The sequence below is a fragment of the Streptococcus cameli genome (genome assembly GCF_053207365.1).
Genome location: NZ_JBRUIM010000002.1, coordinates 201,122 through 215,292, shown reverse-complemented (window position 1 = coordinate 215,292; position 14,171 = coordinate 201,122). Strand labels below are relative to the sequence as shown.

Genomic DNA, 14,171 nt, shown 5'->3' with positions numbered 1-14,171 from the left:
TAGTTTAGTTCTCCTTAATTTTTAGGTGCAAACAAAAAGGCAAATCGTTCGATTGAACGGTTACCTTTTTCAGTAGATTCAGTTGGTCCATATTTAGCCATTAGACTATCTAGGACAGTTTCTTGTTCAGCTTCAGTCTCAGCCTCTTCATCAGGGGTATCACTTTCAGCCGCATCATAAATGCCATCAGCAAGACCAAGCGCAACAGCTTCATCAGCTGTCAAGAATGTTTCTTCATCCAGCAATGCTTTCAACTCTTCTCTCTCGCCCTTGAAGCGTTTGAGATAGGTCTCCTGAATTGACAATTCAGCCTTATCCAAATCATCAGCGACTTTCCGCAATTCCTTAGCATTGCCATAAGCAAAGGTCCAAGGATTATGGATCATCAACTGCGTGTCAGACGGCATAAAAATCTTATCAGCTCCCATAGCAATAATCGACGCTGCGCTTGCTGCTAAACCATCAATAATCACCGTCACCTCTTCAGGTCGTTGGGCTAGATAGTTTTTAATAGCAATGCCTTCAAACATATCACCTCCGTAGGAATTGATATGGACCTCAATAGCTGAGCCGTTGAAGTTGGCTAACTCGTCTCTGATATCAGAAAAATTGATACCTTCCCAGTAGCCACCAACCGTACCATGCAAATAAAGCACGGCCTTATCATCGTTAGCTATTGAAGCTTCAAAACGATATGGAATTGTTTTTTTCATCTAACTTTCCTCACCTCCTTTCATCATCTGATTTTCAGACTGATAATTCTTCGTCACATAGTAATCTCGGCTAGTCTTATCATTGATTTCTTCCTCACCAAGTTTCCTACGGATTTCATCCCGATTGTAAACACCAATTCGGAATAGCCCCTCGGCAGAGCTAGCGAATTTTTCCAAATTATAAACCAAGATTGAATTGGTCTGAATTTTAAATTTAGAACCCTCTTTTACTCGGGCATGGCCGTATAGCTTACGATTCACCTCAGTCTCAATGATGTCGGCCCACGGCCTGACACCAAAGTTCACAAAGTTATCTCGCATAGCCTCGGCATCCGCAACATCACCTTTTAAAATCCCTCGTGGAATGTTAAAGGCATCAGCCGCTAAATTGATCACATCCGAAATCACATCTGCAATATCTCTTGTTGTCACTGCCCCACTTTTAGTATTGGCGCTAGTATTGACAAGATTTGTAATTTCAAGACCTTCTTCTAAGGGTGTGATGGAGTCTTTGTCAGACAAGACAGCAGCAAAGCGGTTCTCATACATCTCATCAATGATTTGATCTGCTTCGGTAATGTCGTTTCCATCTTCGTCCTTGTCAACCACCTTATTTCCAAATTGTTGGTCAAATAAGGTTTTGATATTTAAACCAAGCTTGAGCGCATTCCCCCGATTATAATTTCGGATAGCACCTCCAATCAATTTCCCATACTCAGAATATAGATCGTCTAAGTAGGCCTTGATTTTTGAATCATTGAAAGTAAAGTGAAGTACATCTTCTTCCAAATAGACCCTATCCATCTTAAACCCGCCAGAAACCACAATATTGTGATAAATGTTAGGCTTGAAGGCTCGATAAGTGACTTCAAAGTTTGTTGCCAGTATGAACTCATCATTATGCAACAAGACTAATGCCCCATCAGGATTACGAACCATCTCTCCGATAACCCCTGCTAGAAATTGATTAAGTGTTTGGTTCTGGTTAGGTTCGTAGTTAAACCGCCACCAGATCTGTCCATGGCTTAACTTCTTCTTGTCGTAGGTCTCAAAATCAGCCAAAGACAAAGCGTTTGCTATTCGGTCTATGCATAACTGTAAAGCGTATTCCATAACCTGAATCCGCTGACCAGAACGAGCAATCATCGCTTCCAGCTCTCGCTTAGATACCGTCTTCACTTCTGATTTGTTAGATGAGAAGAAGCCAAAAAAATTGTTTAATATCCCCAAGATCCCCCTCCTTTCTATCTGTATTGGCAAACGGGACAAGTCTCACCGTTATTTTCTGTGTGACAGTAACAACATCTGGTATAACTTATCGAACCACCCCCAATCATTGCAACCGCAACAAATTCATTTCTAGGACTATGAATGATTGATTGAGAAATACTGTTGTCTATCTGATTACCAAAGAATTCATTTTCTAAATTCATCCTGTATAACTCCTTAGTCTGCGATTGATTTTAACGGTTGGTGTGCTGAGTTGTTCCTCAATGGCCATGGCGTGTATCATAGCCATGAATCCATCTGTCTTGCGACGTTCAGGGTCAATCTTCTTATACGTTTTATTTCCCTTACCATCCATGTCAACATAGACATTATTGGTATACCAGCGCATCATGCGGTCTTCTCCAAATGCGATTTCATGGTTGGCAAACATCATATCAACCACAGGAGCAAGTTTAGAGTGAGTTAGTGCCCCACTTCTCACGACTTGTATTGGTAATCCGACCTTATCAAAGGCTTCTTTAACGGTTGCCCTGCGATAGTCGTCCATTGCGATGTTCTTGATAGTGTACTTCTCAGCCATCTTCAAAAACCAATTAGCCACATATTCAGGATCCATGACCTTGCCTGGTACAATAGTCACCAACCCCTCATTGACTGGTATCTGAAAATCCATTTTAAAATCTTGAATCTTCAATGCCTCAGAAACTATAAACGTGTGATGAAGCCAATAACGCATATTCCCACGCTTAAACAAAAGACCCACACCGATAAAATCTCGTACATCCGCATAGTCAATCGCTCCGACACACTCAGCACCTTCTAGATCATCTGGTAGTGGTCTGCTTGCAGCAACAATATCTTCCCATTCAGCAACACCATGTGTCGTGTCCTCCATAGGGAAGTTACATCGTTTTGTCAAAAACTCTAAAAACATTTCTTTGCTTTTCTTAGCCTCTGCATAAGCGTCACGGTATTCTTGCATTAGATTTGGTAGATACGGCAGCATTGGATTGGCTTTAACCCAAGAGGATTCATCTTCCCACTCTTCAAAAGCCTCAATCCGTGACCAGATAGGTAACATACCAGCTCTATAGTCGCATGTTGATAAGATGTCTCTTGCTTCATCTTTGAAGTCGTCCAGCACAGCACCTCTTACATAGCCCTCTGTGGTTAAGTACAACCGTCTAGGGTCAGCAGTCTTTCCCAGCGCTGAAGTAAATACCTTGATGTTCGCATAGTTCTCATACTCATGGATTTCATCAAAGATAATCATTCCAGGACGCAGACCATCTTTGGTTCTAGCGTTTGACGTATGGTATTTAAGATTAGAGTTAGTTTTTCTAAATTTAACCAGCGTGAGAGTGTATTTAAAGGCCTTCTGTAAAGTTTCATTCCCCTTGATGGTATCGTAAACATCATCAAAGGAAGTCCTGGCTTGCAATTCGCTCGTTGCCACGATATCCACATTGTACTTAGGAATGCCGTTTCGGTTACTAAGGGCATAAAAAGAAGCATCTGAAGCGATGCTGTTTTTTCCAAATCCCCTTGCGCACAATAGTAAAAGCCGTCTGAATAACAAACGGCCATCTTTCCAACGCAATCCAAATATAGCTGCATGGATAAACCTCTGAGGAGGCGCCAACTCATACGGTCGGTATTTGTTGATAAAATCAATGCAGTCATTAATTTTCTGGTGGTCAACAACTACATCAGGATCATCAATTGCTGTCATCACTAGCTCAGCCATCTGTTTCATTTCCACATTGACCTTGTAGCGCTCCGACATGATGTCATGAATAAAATCATCGATGTGGCAATTTCCACTGGTCCAACTAAATGTCTTCGCCGTCATCGTTCTTCACCTCGGCGGCCGAAATGTCCAATTTTTCCAGCATGACCATCATCTGCTTGTTGACATTCACCTGTAGGGAGACAGAGTCATTTTTCTTCCCCCCAATCCTAATGCCATTTAACTTAATGTCCTGACGAAGTAGTTGAGAAGTCTCCCAAAGAGATGTGTACTGTTCAACAAAATCTTTGAACGGCTCGACATACTTATTGCGACTTTGTAAAATTCGTATCAATGTGATGCGAAGATCATCTCTTGCCTTAACATATTTTTTTTGACTCGTTAAGGGTCTTTCCCAGTCAAATTCTGGGTACTCTAAAAAACCTGCCATTTCTCCCCTTTCTGTTTATTTTTTTGAGGTCCTTGATAAAATTTGCGTAAATGTTTTTTCCGAGCACCCCCCACCGTTGCACGGCCCCCCAAGAGAATTTGCATTTGGTTTGACCGGGGGGCTTACCAGCGCTCCTCGTTCTCAAACCTCGGTTTTCTGAGTGAACCTAACTTTTCTGGGTGTTCTTTGTTGTGACACGAATTACATAGACACTCGACATTAGCAAGTGTGAGAGCCAGTTCAGGATAGTACCTTACTTCCTTCTTGTGGTGCACCATCTCAGCTGGACTGTGTCGACCTGCTCGCTTGCAACGTTGACACTCGTTGTTGTCAACTTGTCGTCTAACCTTACGCAAAATTCTCCAAGGCTTTGACCAATAGAACTGTTTGATGTTGTCTGTCTCAAGTAGCTCACGAACCCACTCAAGCAACTCAGGCGTCATCAAGTTCATTTCTTCAACAGTCCTTGGCTGTCTAGCCATTCGATGGTCAGTAGCATTTGAATCTGACTAATTGCTTCTGGGTTTAGCTTGCCTGAATCAAGACCTAGCCTGTCAAGTAGTGCTTGATTGTGTGAAGTGGTGAGCACTTGCCTCATCAGCGATGTAAATAGTGCAGCAACTTCTCCAGTTGTTAACTGATTGAGAATGATTGTGTCATAGATATGTTGTTGGATTTCATCCATGCTTTTTTTATTCTCTCGAAGTAGTTTACTGATTTTCTTTTCTGTAACTGAATTACTCATATATTTTGCTCCTTCCTGATATTTTTGCTGATTTCTGTCGCTAAGTTTGATATATCTTATAATCTTTTAAATTCCAGCCATAAGTCGACATCCTTGTTTTAAAGGCTTTTACTTGACTTGGTTTAAATGAGTTTCGTGTTTCCACGTTATATTAAACTGGTTACAAAATAAATAAAAATCACAAGCTAAACTTACGCATTTGATTATCTAATCGGTCTTGAGTTATACCTATATACCTTAGCGTAATGGTTGGGCTTGCATGATTAAATATGACCATCAATTCCGTAACATCACCAAACTTCTTGTAGTAGTGGTATCCAAAGGTTTTGCGCATGGAGTGAGTGCCTATGTTTTCAAGGCCCAGAAACTCAGCAGCTTCCTTGATGATGTTCCAGCATTGATTAGTGGTCAGTGGTTTGTTTTTTCCTTCTCTGCTCTGAAAGATGTAGTGATGATGTGGTCTGTCCTTAACATATTCTCTCATAGCAGACTTGAGAGGTTTCGGCATTCGGAAGGTTCGAATCTTACCTGTCTTCTGTTCTTTAACTCTGATATGCCAACCTTGGACGTCTTTGACTTTTAACTTGACAATGTCGCCAATCCTCAGTCCTGAGTTGATACCAGTCATAAAGATCATATAGTTGCGTATTCGTCTATCTTCATTGATAGCACTCTCAAACTTCAAATAGTCTTTCATAGCTTGGATATCATCCAAGTCTCTGATAGGTTCGACAAGGTTCACATCATCACCCCCTTTCTTTTATACAAAAAAAGCCAATCAATTATTTGATTAGCTTTTTTTCTTTTTTTGGCATAATACAAATATATCAGTTTCTTTTTGTCAATTCTATATGTTTTTTTGACAAGTTACATGAATAATATTTTTGCAAGTGTGTCAAGGATGACTTCACGCCTTCTATAAATCTGTTTGCTATGCTTATACAGATAGCCAGTTTCTCCGTTCTCCATAATGTGCCAGACTTGAATCCAGTCATATCTGGTATGTTCTCCCCACCTAAGATGGAAGATTTTCTTGTCATCTGGCTCAAGAACATCAAGCAGTCTTGAGATTGCTGTTTGAAACTCTTCAAGCTTTAGAATCATTGGATCGCTAGCATAAGCGACGGCTAAGTTTTCAGAAGTATTGGTCGAAGTGCCGCTACGACTAGCCCCTGAATCGTCTATTCCTGACATAGTTAGATTTTTTACCGCATAAGCTCTTTCTAACTCGTGGCGACGCTGTCCAATTAGTTTATCAATTTTAAGATACTTGGCCTCAAGCTCAAACTCAAGGAAATCACGTCTTGTCTTACTCGCTGTTTTCTTTGTCAAATTGTTCTCCCCATCTTTTACAATGTTCAGCTACATTATTAAAGGCTACTGATAAATTGGCGAATATATTACTAAGAGTAGTACCTACCGACTTAAAAGCTTGGCGAATCTGCTCAGGATCCAGTTTCAACTCTTCTAGTTCCTGCCGCCTCCTTAACTCAGCCTGCTTAGCTTTCTTCTTCTTGATTCTTTTGTTCATCAGAATTCCTCCAAATTTTGGTTATATTATCAAAGATGCTCATGATAGTACTACCAATGACAACGGCTAGGAAGCTTGTCAAAAAGGGATGCTGTGCCATAAATTCATATCCGCTCATAGTTGTCTCCTCTCTTATCTACTTTTTACCCACCTGATCACCTTTTTCTGGCAATTACAATGCGGCTCCTGTACAGTAGGTGATTGCGAATTATTGATTTCTAATGAGTAAGTCTCCATTAGCTTTGAGTTGCCCATATCATCACTCCAGCCAACTAACCACGCTGGGCTGACATTATAGGCTTGAGCTATTTTCTCAATTGGTGGAATCAATGGCATCCCACCTTTTTCATAATGGGCCAATGATGTCTGGGAAATCCCAGTCGCCCTGTAGACATCGACAATCGTAAGGTCTAGTTTCTTTCTGAGTTCTTTTAATCGAAATTTCACCTTGCAAACCTCCTCCGTCTCATTCTCTTTCGCCTCTCTGTAAGAGTCATTTTATCCCAAACATATCCAGATAACTCATTGAGTAGATTCTCACATTTTTCCTTCAGTTGCTCAATTTCTTGCTGATCCTCTTCTTTCTCTCGGTAACAAGCATTGAGCTCCTTTTTTAATTCAGCCACTTCCTGGATATACCGATCTTCAGCAAATTGCAAGTCACGACTATTGAAAGTGATTGTTTCAATCGGACGACTTAGCAAAGAGGAAAGCACCATCTCAACATTATCTATGATAACTCCCTCATCTCGTGAAATTAGATTGTATCCTTGGTGATAAAGGTCAAATGGAGTCAATGGATAGTGTATGGTATAACCTAACTGTTTTGCATAATCGAAAGTATGTTTTGCCATTTGGCGGTTAGCACTTATGATATATTTTCCTGTTGCATAACTTTCTAAGATGGCCATTGTTGTTTTACCCAGGCATCTTCCAAATCCTATTAGTTTAGTCATTTATTACCTCCTAAAATGGCAAGTCATCATCTGAAATATCCATAGGCTGGCTATTCCCAAAGGATGGTGGCAGTTGGTCATCCATGCTGGCTTGATTCGCTGAATTATCACGCTTTTCAAGAATCTGGAAGCTGTCAGCAACAACCTCAGTCACATAGACACGCTGACCTTGCTGATTTTCGTAGCTTCTTGTCTGGATTCTTCCAGTAATACCAATTAGCATTCCTTTTCTTGTCCAGTTTGCCAAGTTTTCAGCTTGTTGTCGCCACATGACGCAGTTGATAAAGTCAGCTTCACGTTCACCAGATTGATTCTTGAAATTACGATTGACTGCAAGTGTGAAAGTGGCGACTGCTTGATTAGATGCTGTATATCTTAATTCTGGGTCCTTTGTAAGACGTCCCACTAAAACGACATTATTAATCATTGTTACCTCACTCCCATCTGAAAACTATCCTTAGCCATGCCCTTGATGGCTAATTCTTGCTTACTAATCAATGTCCTGTCACGATTGACTATAGAGTTTGTAACATCATTGATCAGTGTTTGACTGATTGTTACCTTCTCGAAAGTCGGCAAGGGCGAAATATCAAGAGTAACCGTTCCACCATTTGCAACGTGCTCTAACTGGTCATCAGATAATCTGATTTCCAGAGTTGTTTTTCCGTTCGATTTTATACCAGTAAATGTCATTCGCTATCCTCCTTGTCTAACTCTTTCCATTTTGGAAACAGTTGCGTAAACTTACCAGATATTTCCATTTTGGAAAACAACTGAGTATCTGTGTTTCGGTATCATCACTCCACCTCCATTAGATTTAATTTCTTGTGTTGTACCCATAGTCTGGATTAGTAGCATTGTATTCAGAGATATATTGGCTTTCTAAATCCAATAAATCTCTTTCAGTTCCATCTTTCAGTACATCCAGTACTTCACATGCCCAATCTGTGATGTTGCTCTCTTTCATGACTTCATGGAAATAGCTACCTGATTGAGCTTTGAAATGCTGGAACCAACGAAAAATTGGATGATTGATGGTTTTGCCAATGTAAACTTTTCCTGTTGATTTATGGGTGATTTTGTAGATAAATCCAACCACCCCTCCATTTTTATAAGTCCGTTCATCTTCTGCTAACCTATTAGCGTAAAAAGTTTCTTCATGCTCTAAGCAACAAAAATAATAGCCACTGTAATTGTTATTTTTAATATCAATACGATTGACAGGGTTTTGACCACAAAATTGACAAGGGATTTGTTCTGTCCAAAACTTTTCCCAATATTCTCCAAGTGCATAAACATTGACATAGAACATCTCGCCATTAACAGTCCTCTGAGGTACTTTCTCGGTAAAATATTCTGGATAATCTTCTTTTATTTTTGTCAAAACATCCTTTTTTGTATCGATGTCAAAATACAACCTGCGTTCAACTTGCTCTGAGTAAAAATCCGTTTTATTTGATTTTCTGTGGTTTATTCGTACAAACCAGTTCGGCATCACTCCACCTCCTTGAAATCTACCAGTAGACCTCCATCTCGGTGCAATCCCATCCATGTTATTGTTTTTTCTAAAAACGGATCATCTGAAGTCTTACTGGCATATACCATGTAACCTTTGTGCCAATATTCTACAGATACCCCCTCATCAATTACATTTAATAATTCTTTGAGCTTCATTCTTCCACCTCCTTAGCAAACCCCTCGTTCCATGCCCAAGCGTAGCCTGCTTTTTCAAATTCTGATTTCGTCTTCTTTGCGTAAAGCTCCTTACCAGCTATACGATTACCAAAAAACAGCGCACCTGACTCACTTTCACACAGCCCTTGACCGTTTGGTAATTTAATCATATACAGCTTTTCCCGCTCCACCTCGTAGCCGTCTAACCAAGCACGGGCGAATTCGGTTTGGTTTCGTCTTAACCAGATTTGACTCTTTTTTAAATCCCCGTCAAAACCTTCAGCCAAAGCTTCTCCAAAATGTCCAATAGGTTCAATGGCTCCTATTAGGGTTATTCCGGCATCTTTACAAAAATCAATCCACTCCGCCACAAACTTAGGTATTTTGACTTTCTCATCTGTGCGGGTTTCAACTAGAGGAATTTCATTTTTAAAAATACAAAATATAAAATCTTCGCTTACATCGCCAACGATATCTCCTTCATAGTCCACCACACCCTTAACCCAAACTTCTTGTCCTTTTTTAAATTCCATCTCAATCTCCTTTTATGCTTAAAATCGTCGCTATTACCAAAACTAACAGACCGAAAATCGTTGAAATCCATAATGGCGACAGTACCCACCACCATGACCAGTTAATAACACCTAGTAATTTAAGTGTGATAAAAACCAATGTTAATGCTCCAGTAAATCCGATGTTACTACTCGTTTTATTCTCCATCTTCCTTCTCCATTTCTTCAATCAACCAATCAAGGTTCTTTCTTGCTTTTTTCAGGTCTTCCAGACCGTTTTTCTTTTGAAAACGTAGCTGATACTTCAAGGCATTTCCGAGATGAAAGCCTTTCAGCTGTTCTGGTGTCATGAAGTTTCTAAGCACATCAATTGACTCCATGCCATAGTTGCCTTGATAATGACTTGGATTGTTAATGTTGTCATGTATAACCCTGAAACCAGTATAATGACCTTCATCACTCGGCATGTTTAATCGCTTAGTCGTAAAATCACAATGTGTCATCAACTCCCACGTCCTTTCAGAAAATCTGGTATTGGATCGCCTATGTTAATTTGGTCATATTGCTCTTTAGTGACCATAAATTTCCCATAGGATCCAACCGTCACAATGTATCTGCTTTGGATAATTTCCTTGTCCGTCACAGTTCCAACCATTTCAGCACCCGCATTGTCTACTTGATAGACAATGATTTTGGGTTGTTCTATCTTGGCATCTAGCTTGTCAAGCTTATAGATGATCAGCAAAGGTGCCACGAGGATTGATAGTAAAATGCAAAAGTTACCGATACCTGTTAAAGCCTTTCTCACAAGTCTGCCTCCTTCACGAACACCCCATCAACCATCTTGCCCTTTCGGTCTTTGATTTCGTCATAGGCTATCCTTAGACAGGTGTCAGCCGTTGTGCAATTATGGATAGCGACAGAATGGATGTTGCTGTGTAGCATAATCAAATCTGGCTTGATTAGTGGTGTCTTGGTTTCATCGTAAAATACATGCTTGTGTAATTTATTGGCAAGATTGCCAAGACTGGCAACCATTAGCAGCAATTCCATTTCTTCTGGTGTCGCTCGAATATCTGCACCATTCTTGATCTGCAATTCCAGACCAGTCAAAACAACCTGCATGTCACCCAAAGCATCCTTAATCAGATCAGACTTGCCTTTGGCTACACCTTCAAACAATTCTCCAGCCTCTTCCATAAGTTTTTCAAATTGTTTGACTGGATTTGCTTCGTGTAAATTGCGGTCAATAAACCACTGTTCAACCTTTTCTTCAAGTGTCATTGTTTTAGTCATGTTGTTTTTCCTCCATTTTGGGAAATTGTCCCAGTGATTCAATAATCTTATTTAAGTGATTTTTATGTAATGTAAAATAGCGGTTTTTCTTAATCTGTTCTGAAAAAATACATAGCCGTTTTCCAAAATATAAAGCATGATCTGTTCGGACAAACCTTTCATCAGCCTCAATATCCTTTTGATTTGCTAAGCTGAAAAAAACAACCTCATCCTCCTGTCGCCAGTCATTATCCGAAACAGCTTTCATGACATTCTCCCATGCTAAATCTCTAAAAATATCTCTAGCCATTATTTCCCTCCGTTTTATTTTTTATTAAAGTGATTAAGTAGTAGCAAGTTTTAGAACCATAATCAATCCTGATTTCCTTGCTTCGTATTTTCATAGTTGCAACTACCCTGGGTCTAGGTATGCCAGAGTTTTCAATGATGTGGTCAACAATTGCTTGAGCGCCCAACTCTTTTGTTTCAAACTCGCCAATTGTAACAGCTTTGTAACCATATAGCATGAATGTAGCTTCATAGGTCATAGCAATCTCCTTGCAATTGCAGCAATGACGTTGACTGTTACGCTATTACCAGCTTGTTTATATAATTGACTGTTGCTATTGACCTGACTCGCCTTATCAAAAGCCCAGTCTGGAAATCCTTGCAGTCGCCAACACTCACGAGGTGTTAGTTTGCGGATGCGGAATCCGTCAGATACACCAAAAGTACCAGAAGGCGTACTGCCAGAATGTCCTCCTGCTGTCAAGGTTCCAACGATGTCTTTTTCTGACTTGTTATAAAGGTCATAAATCTTAACATGATTGTTCTCATGATAGCTATTGCTGGTGAGAGTTGGTGCAATCTGATGTTCTCCACCAGAATTGAAACCATGCCCACGTTGAATAATCTTCGGTTCACGGTTACCACCACCATTACAGTTCAAGCAGGGAGCCAAACCTTCCGGATCGTATACACGACCTCTGTGTGGATTCCCACCAAAACTGTCTGTATCAATTAAATTCCCGATTTGAACAACTACTTTCAACGGGTCCTTTTGTGTCGTGGTACTACACAAAGTTGGCGCTAATCCATCAGCAGAAACCACATCACCACTCTGAGACTTCCCCATCTTGCGAATATTGCCCACTTTGTTTATTTTTGTAGGTTTACTATTAATCTCTGCACCATCTTCTCCGAAAGGAAATATTTCTCGTCCACCTGATCCTCTAAGATGTCCGATAATAAACACCCGCTCTCGGTTTTGGGGGACTCCAAAATTCTTGCTGTTGAACACTTGCCATTCCGCATCATACCCCAATTCATCCAACGCTCCGATGATGATCTCGAACGTATCTCCCCCTTCGTGGTTGAGGAGTCCTGTGACGTTTTCAAGGAATAAATATCGAGGTCTGAGAATAGATGCAAACCGAGCGATTTCAAAGAATAAAGTCCCTCTAGTATCTTCAAATCCTGCTCGCTTTCCAGCAATGCTGAAAGCCTGGCACGGAAATCCTCCACAGATAATGTCCACACTTCCGATTCCTCGAACAGACTCATCTGTGACTCTTGTGATGTCATGTAATTCAATTTCTCCTTCTGTATCGTGTATTGCTTTGTAGCTAGCTCTGGCAAATTTGTCTATCTCACAGAAGCCAACACATTCATGTCCTGCCGCTTCCATGCCGAGACGAAATCCACCTATGCCAGCAAAGAGGTCTAAAAATTTCATCAATACCTCCTATCTTCCATGTCCTTCGGATAAGCAAAGCTATTACCAGTCACACCCTCAAGAATCCGACTAGAAAGAGCACCGTTGCCATAGTTGTCAGCATACAAGGCCTTAATCTCCTTACTGCTTAGATTAGTGTTGATTATCGTGTTGCTCCGATTGTCCAAAATCTCATACAGAATCTGATGAGTCCACTCATTGTTCTGACTATCCCCTTTGCGACTCTCTTTTCCAAGATCGTCCAGAAAGAGAAAATCAACCTTACTGAGTAGCTCAATCATGTCAGCCTGTCTGTACCCATTGTCAGCTTTGAAGCTTTCTCTGATTTTGGTAAAAAGGCTTACCAGCGATATAAAGAGCACCGACCTCGGATGTCCGTAAGCCTTAAATTGCTCATTCATGTACTTGGCCAATCCGTATGTCAGATGACTCTTGCCAACACCTGACGGTCCAGTCACAATGGCATTGCCGAAGCCTTCATGCCGATAGAATTGCTCAATCCTTTTTGCGAAATTGATAGCCTTCTGGTCAATGTCAGCCTTGACCTCATAATTTTCAAGGCTCTTGCTTTTCAGCTTGTCTGATACCAGACTGTCTCTCTCAAAGATTGCGAAGGTATCAGCAAGCTTATTGTTGACCTTACTCTGACTGTTCAACTTATTTTCAAAGATGTTAATAGCGGCTTTGGTACACTCTGGACATTGCTTGAGTTCTTCAAGCCGTCCCTTAATCAGTACTTTAGTTAGCCACAACTGGCAACCATGCACCTCACAGGTTTCATCCAAGACTTGCCTGGTTTCAAAATTCTTAAAAGGATTCATTTAAAAGCCCAACCTTTCGTCAATTTTATCCACTTCTCTATTTTTTTGGTTTTTCTTAGCTTTTTCTAGATATTCTTCAAATTTTGACACTTTAAAGAGGGTTGACGGACGTAGATATTTCTCCATATCTTGGTCCTTTTGCCACTCTGGTATTCCAATTTTATGTAGCCATTCATCTGTCTTGTCTTTAATAACCAACTTAATATCATCGACAGTATAACCTTCATTCAATCTGGCAGTAATGAGCCTTTGAGTATTCTTATTAGTCACTCTAAAGCTAGAGTTGGTTAGTACATTCAAATAATCAAGAATTTCTGAAATAACACTATTTATATTGTTATTCTCAGTCTTAGTATTCTCAGTCTTGATTGTGTGTACTTTTTGCACTTCCGAAAGTGTACTTTCTACACTTCCAAGGTGTACTTTTTGCACTTCCTGAAATGTATTTTCTACACTTCCATTAAGAGCCTCAAGATAAATACGGTTTGGCAAGTTCATTCCTTGTCTGACTTCTGTCATTAGACCAGCGTCTTTCAATTCCTTTTTGATTTTGATAATCGTCTTGTTGCTATTGCAATTTAAGTCAATCATCAACTGGTCATTTGTGTAATATTGGAAGACATTCCCTTCTTTATCATGCCAACCATTCTTTAGAGAAAGCTCCAATCTATCGAATAGAAGCATATAGAGCATTTTTGCATTGTTGCTCAGTCCTTTATACTTTTCATCATAGATGAATGGTTTTGGAAACTTAAAGAAGGCTAGAAAACCAGTGACGTCATTCTTTTTAATCATCGTC

The 14,171-nt window shown here is 40.2% G+C and carries 25 protein-coding genes; all 25 read right to left on the bottom strand.

What is annotated here, in order from left to right; genetic code table 11:
• Positions 1 to 14 precede the first annotated feature (14 nt).
• On the bottom strand, positions 15 to 713 hold the full coding sequence (locus tag ACVR1I_RS06610; protein WP_447443236.1) for a head maturation protease, ClpP-related: 699 nt from the start codon (positions 711 to 713) through the stop codon (positions 15 to 17).
• The gene (locus ACVR1I_RS06605; RefSeq protein WP_447443235.1) at positions 714 to 1,943 is read right to left on the bottom strand and encodes a phage portal protein; all 1,230 of its coding nucleotides are present in this window, start codon (positions 1,941 to 1,943) and stop codon (positions 714 to 716) included.
• Positions 1,944 to 2,142: 199 nt separating this feature from the next.
• Positions 2,143 to 3,795, bottom strand: a complete 1,653-nt coding sequence (locus ACVR1I_RS06600) for a terminase TerL endonuclease subunit (RefSeq protein ID WP_447443234.1) — start codon at positions 3,793 to 3,795, stop codon at positions 2,143 to 2,145.
• Complete coding sequence (locus ACVR1I_RS06595) at positions 3,776 to 4,123, bottom strand: terminase (RefSeq protein WP_447443233.1); 348 nt, start codon at positions 4,121 to 4,123, stop codon at positions 3,776 to 3,778. The genes ACVR1I_RS06600 and ACVR1I_RS06595 overlap by 20 nt, the downstream gene beginning before the upstream one ends.
• A gap of 122 nt (positions 4,124 to 4,245) precedes the next feature.
• Positions 4,246 to 4,605: an HNH endonuclease signature motif containing protein gene (locus tag ACVR1I_RS06590; protein ID WP_447443232.1), complete on the bottom strand. Its 360-nt coding sequence runs from the start codon at positions 4,603 to 4,605 to the stop codon at positions 4,246 to 4,248.
• Entirely contained in the window at positions 4,572 to 4,868 is a 297-nt protein-coding gene (locus ACVR1I_RS06585; RefSeq protein WP_447443231.1) for a hypothetical protein, read from the bottom strand. The genes ACVR1I_RS06590 and ACVR1I_RS06585 overlap by 34 nt, the downstream gene beginning before the upstream one ends.
• A 178-nt stretch (positions 4,869 to 5,046) precedes the next feature.
• Positions 5,047 to 5,610 (bottom strand): site-specific integrase, encoded by a 564-nt coding sequence (locus ACVR1I_RS06580; RefSeq protein WP_447443230.1) that lies wholly within the window; start codon positions 5,608 to 5,610, stop codon positions 5,047 to 5,049.
• A gap of 125 nt (positions 5,611 to 5,735) precedes the next feature.
• Positions 5,736 to 6,200, bottom strand: a complete 465-nt coding sequence (locus ACVR1I_RS06575) for a DUF722 domain-containing protein (protein WP_447443229.1) — start codon at positions 6,198 to 6,200, stop codon at positions 5,736 to 5,738.
• The gene (locus ACVR1I_RS06570; RefSeq protein ID WP_447443228.1) at positions 6,178 to 6,399 is read right to left on the bottom strand and encodes a hypothetical protein; all 222 of its coding nucleotides are present in this window, start codon (positions 6,397 to 6,399) and stop codon (positions 6,178 to 6,180) included. The genes ACVR1I_RS06575 and ACVR1I_RS06570 overlap by 23 nt, the downstream gene beginning before the upstream one ends.
• Positions 6,368 to 6,517, bottom strand: coding sequence for a hypothetical protein (locus ACVR1I_RS06565; RefSeq protein WP_447443227.1), 150 nt, complete (start codon positions 6,515 to 6,517; stop codon positions 6,368 to 6,370). Before ACVR1I_RS06565 ends, ACVR1I_RS06570 begins: the two co-directional genes overlap by 32 nt.
• Before the next feature lie 14 nt (positions 6,518 to 6,531).
• Positions 6,532 to 6,846 (bottom strand): helix-turn-helix domain-containing protein, encoded by a 315-nt coding sequence (locus tag ACVR1I_RS06560; protein WP_447443226.1) that lies wholly within the window; start codon positions 6,844 to 6,846, stop codon positions 6,532 to 6,534.
• Entirely contained in the window at positions 6,843 to 7,355 is a 513-nt protein-coding gene (locus ACVR1I_RS06555) for a hypothetical protein (protein ID WP_447443225.1), read from the bottom strand. The genes ACVR1I_RS06560 and ACVR1I_RS06555 overlap by 4 nt, the downstream gene beginning before the upstream one ends.
• A 10-nt stretch (positions 7,356 to 7,365) precedes the next feature.
• The gene (ssb, locus tag ACVR1I_RS06550; RefSeq protein WP_447443224.1) at positions 7,366 to 7,782 is read right to left on the bottom strand and encodes a single-stranded DNA-binding protein; all 417 of its coding nucleotides are present in this window, start codon (positions 7,780 to 7,782) and stop codon (positions 7,366 to 7,368) included.
• Between the two features lie 2 nt (positions 7,783 to 7,784).
• On the bottom strand, positions 7,785 to 8,048 hold the full coding sequence (locus ACVR1I_RS06545) for a hypothetical protein (RefSeq protein ID WP_447443223.1): 264 nt from the start codon (positions 8,046 to 8,048) through the stop codon (positions 7,785 to 7,787).
• 124 nt (positions 8,049 to 8,172) lie between these two features.
• The gene (locus ACVR1I_RS06540; protein WP_447443222.1) at positions 8,173 to 8,850 is read right to left on the bottom strand and encodes a GIY-YIG nuclease family protein; all 678 of its coding nucleotides are present in this window, start codon (positions 8,848 to 8,850) and stop codon (positions 8,173 to 8,175) included.
• Positions 8,850 to 9,029, bottom strand: coding sequence for a hypothetical protein (locus tag ACVR1I_RS06535; RefSeq protein ID WP_447443221.1), 180 nt, complete (start codon positions 9,027 to 9,029; stop codon positions 8,850 to 8,852). The genes ACVR1I_RS06540 and ACVR1I_RS06535 overlap by 1 nt, the downstream gene beginning before the upstream one ends.
• On the bottom strand, positions 9,026 to 9,562 hold the full coding sequence (locus ACVR1I_RS06530; protein ID WP_447443220.1) for a DUF1642 domain-containing protein: 537 nt from the start codon (positions 9,560 to 9,562) through the stop codon (positions 9,026 to 9,028). The genes ACVR1I_RS06535 and ACVR1I_RS06530 overlap by 4 nt, the downstream gene beginning before the upstream one ends.
• A 176-nt stretch (positions 9,563 to 9,738) precedes the next feature.
• Entirely contained in the window at positions 9,739 to 10,008 is a 270-nt protein-coding gene (locus tag ACVR1I_RS06525; RefSeq protein ID WP_447443266.1) for a DUF3310 domain-containing protein, read from the bottom strand.
• Between the two features lie 35 nt (positions 10,009 to 10,043).
• Positions 10,044 to 10,295 (bottom strand): DUF1372 family protein, encoded by a 252-nt coding sequence (locus tag ACVR1I_RS06520; protein WP_447443265.1) that lies wholly within the window; start codon positions 10,293 to 10,295, stop codon positions 10,044 to 10,046.
• A 50-nt stretch (positions 10,296 to 10,345) separates the two neighbouring features.
• Positions 10,346 to 10,837: a MazG-like family protein gene (locus tag ACVR1I_RS06515; RefSeq protein WP_447443219.1), complete on the bottom strand. Its 492-nt coding sequence runs from the start codon at positions 10,835 to 10,837 to the stop codon at positions 10,346 to 10,348.
• Entirely contained in the window at positions 10,830 to 11,126 is a 297-nt protein-coding gene (locus ACVR1I_RS06510; protein ID WP_447443218.1) for a hypothetical protein, read from the bottom strand. Before ACVR1I_RS06510 ends, ACVR1I_RS06515 begins: the two co-directional genes overlap by 8 nt.
• A complete protein-coding gene (locus ACVR1I_RS06505) occupies positions 11,119 to 11,364 on the bottom strand; it encodes a hypothetical protein (RefSeq protein WP_447443217.1) in 246 nt (81 codons plus the stop codon). The genes ACVR1I_RS06510 and ACVR1I_RS06505 overlap by 8 nt, the downstream gene beginning before the upstream one ends.
• Positions 11,361 to 12,551: a DNA cytosine methyltransferase gene (locus ACVR1I_RS06500; RefSeq protein ID WP_447443216.1), complete on the bottom strand. Its 1,191-nt coding sequence runs from the start codon at positions 12,549 to 12,551 to the stop codon at positions 11,361 to 11,363. The genes ACVR1I_RS06505 and ACVR1I_RS06500 overlap by 4 nt, the downstream gene beginning before the upstream one ends.
• Positions 12,551 to 13,372, bottom strand: a complete 822-nt coding sequence (locus tag ACVR1I_RS06495) for an ATP-binding protein (protein WP_447443215.1) — start codon at positions 13,370 to 13,372, stop codon at positions 12,551 to 12,553. The genes ACVR1I_RS06500 and ACVR1I_RS06495 overlap by 1 nt, the downstream gene beginning before the upstream one ends.
• On the bottom strand, positions 13,373 to 14,167 hold the full coding sequence (locus ACVR1I_RS06490; RefSeq protein ID WP_447443214.1) for a replication initiator protein A: 795 nt from the start codon (positions 14,165 to 14,167) through the stop codon (positions 13,373 to 13,375).
• Positions 14,168 to 14,171 lie beyond the last annotated feature (4 nt).

Coding starts and splice junctions, on each gene's coding strand:
- ACVR1I_RS06610 (WP_447443236.1), bottom strand. CDS start 713: ATGAAAAAAACAATTCCATATCGTTTTGAAGCTTCAATAGCTAACGAT.
- ACVR1I_RS06600 (WP_447443234.1), bottom strand. CDS start 3,795: ATGACGGCGAAGACATTTAGTTGGACCAGTGGAAATTGCCACATCGAT.
- ACVR1I_RS06595 (WP_447443233.1), bottom strand. CDS start 4,123: ATGGCAGGTTTTTTAGAGTACCCAGAATTTGACTGGGAAAGACCCTTA.
- ACVR1I_RS06590 (WP_447443232.1), bottom strand. CDS start 4,605: ATGGCTAGACAGCCAAGGACTGTTGAAGAAATGAACTTGATGACGCCT.
- ACVR1I_RS06585 (WP_447443231.1), bottom strand. CDS start 4,868: ATGAGTAATTCAGTTACAGAAAAGAAAATCAGTAAACTACTTCGAGAG.
- ACVR1I_RS06570 (WP_447443228.1), bottom strand. CDS start 6,399: ATGAACAAAAGAATCAAGAAGAAGAAAGCTAAGCAGGCTGAGTTAAGG.
- ACVR1I_RS06565 (WP_447443227.1), bottom strand. CDS start 6,517: ATGAGCGGATATGAATTTATGGCACAGCATCCCTTTTTGACAAGCTTC.
- ACVR1I_RS06555 (WP_447443225.1), bottom strand. CDS start 7,355: ATGACTAAACTAATAGGATTTGGAAGATGCCTGGGTAAAACAACAATG.
- ssb (WP_447443224.1), bottom strand. CDS start 7,782: ATGATTAATAATGTCGTTTTAGTGGGACGTCTTACAAAGGACCCAGAA.
- ACVR1I_RS06545 (WP_447443223.1), bottom strand. CDS start 8,048: ATGACATTTACTGGTATAAAATCGAACGGAAAAACAACTCTGGAAATC.
- ACVR1I_RS06540 (WP_447443222.1), bottom strand. CDS start 8,850: ATGCCGAACTGGTTTGTACGAATAAACCACAGAAAATCAAATAAAACG.
- ACVR1I_RS06535 (WP_447443221.1), bottom strand. CDS start 9,029: ATGAAGCTCAAAGAATTATTAAATGTAATTGATGAGGGGGTATCTGTA.
- ACVR1I_RS06530 (WP_447443220.1), bottom strand. CDS start 9,562: ATGGAATTTAAAAAAGGACAAGAAGTTTGGGTTAAGGGTGTGGTGGAC.
- ACVR1I_RS06525 (WP_447443266.1), bottom strand. CDS start 10,008: ATGCCGAGTGATGAAGGTCATTATACTGGTTTCAGGGTTATACATGAC.
- ACVR1I_RS06515 (WP_447443219.1), bottom strand. CDS start 10,837: ATGACTAAAACAATGACACTTGAAGAAAAGGTTGAACAGTGGTTTATT.
- ACVR1I_RS06510 (WP_447443218.1), bottom strand. CDS start 11,126: ATGGCTAGAGATATTTTTAGAGATTTAGCATGGGAGAATGTCATGAAA.
- ACVR1I_RS06505 (WP_447443217.1), bottom strand. CDS start 11,364: ATGACCTATGAAGCTACATTCATGCTATATGGTTACAAAGCTGTTACA.
- ACVR1I_RS06500 (WP_447443216.1), bottom strand. CDS start 12,551: ATGAAATTTTTAGACCTCTTTGCTGGCATAGGTGGATTTCGTCTCGGC.
- ACVR1I_RS06495 (WP_447443215.1), bottom strand. CDS start 13,372: ATGAATCCTTTTAAGAATTTTGAAACCAGGCAAGTCTTGGATGAAACC.
- ACVR1I_RS06490 (WP_447443214.1), bottom strand. CDS start 14,167: ATGATTAAAAAGAATGACGTCACTGGTTTTCTAGCCTTCTTTAAGTTT.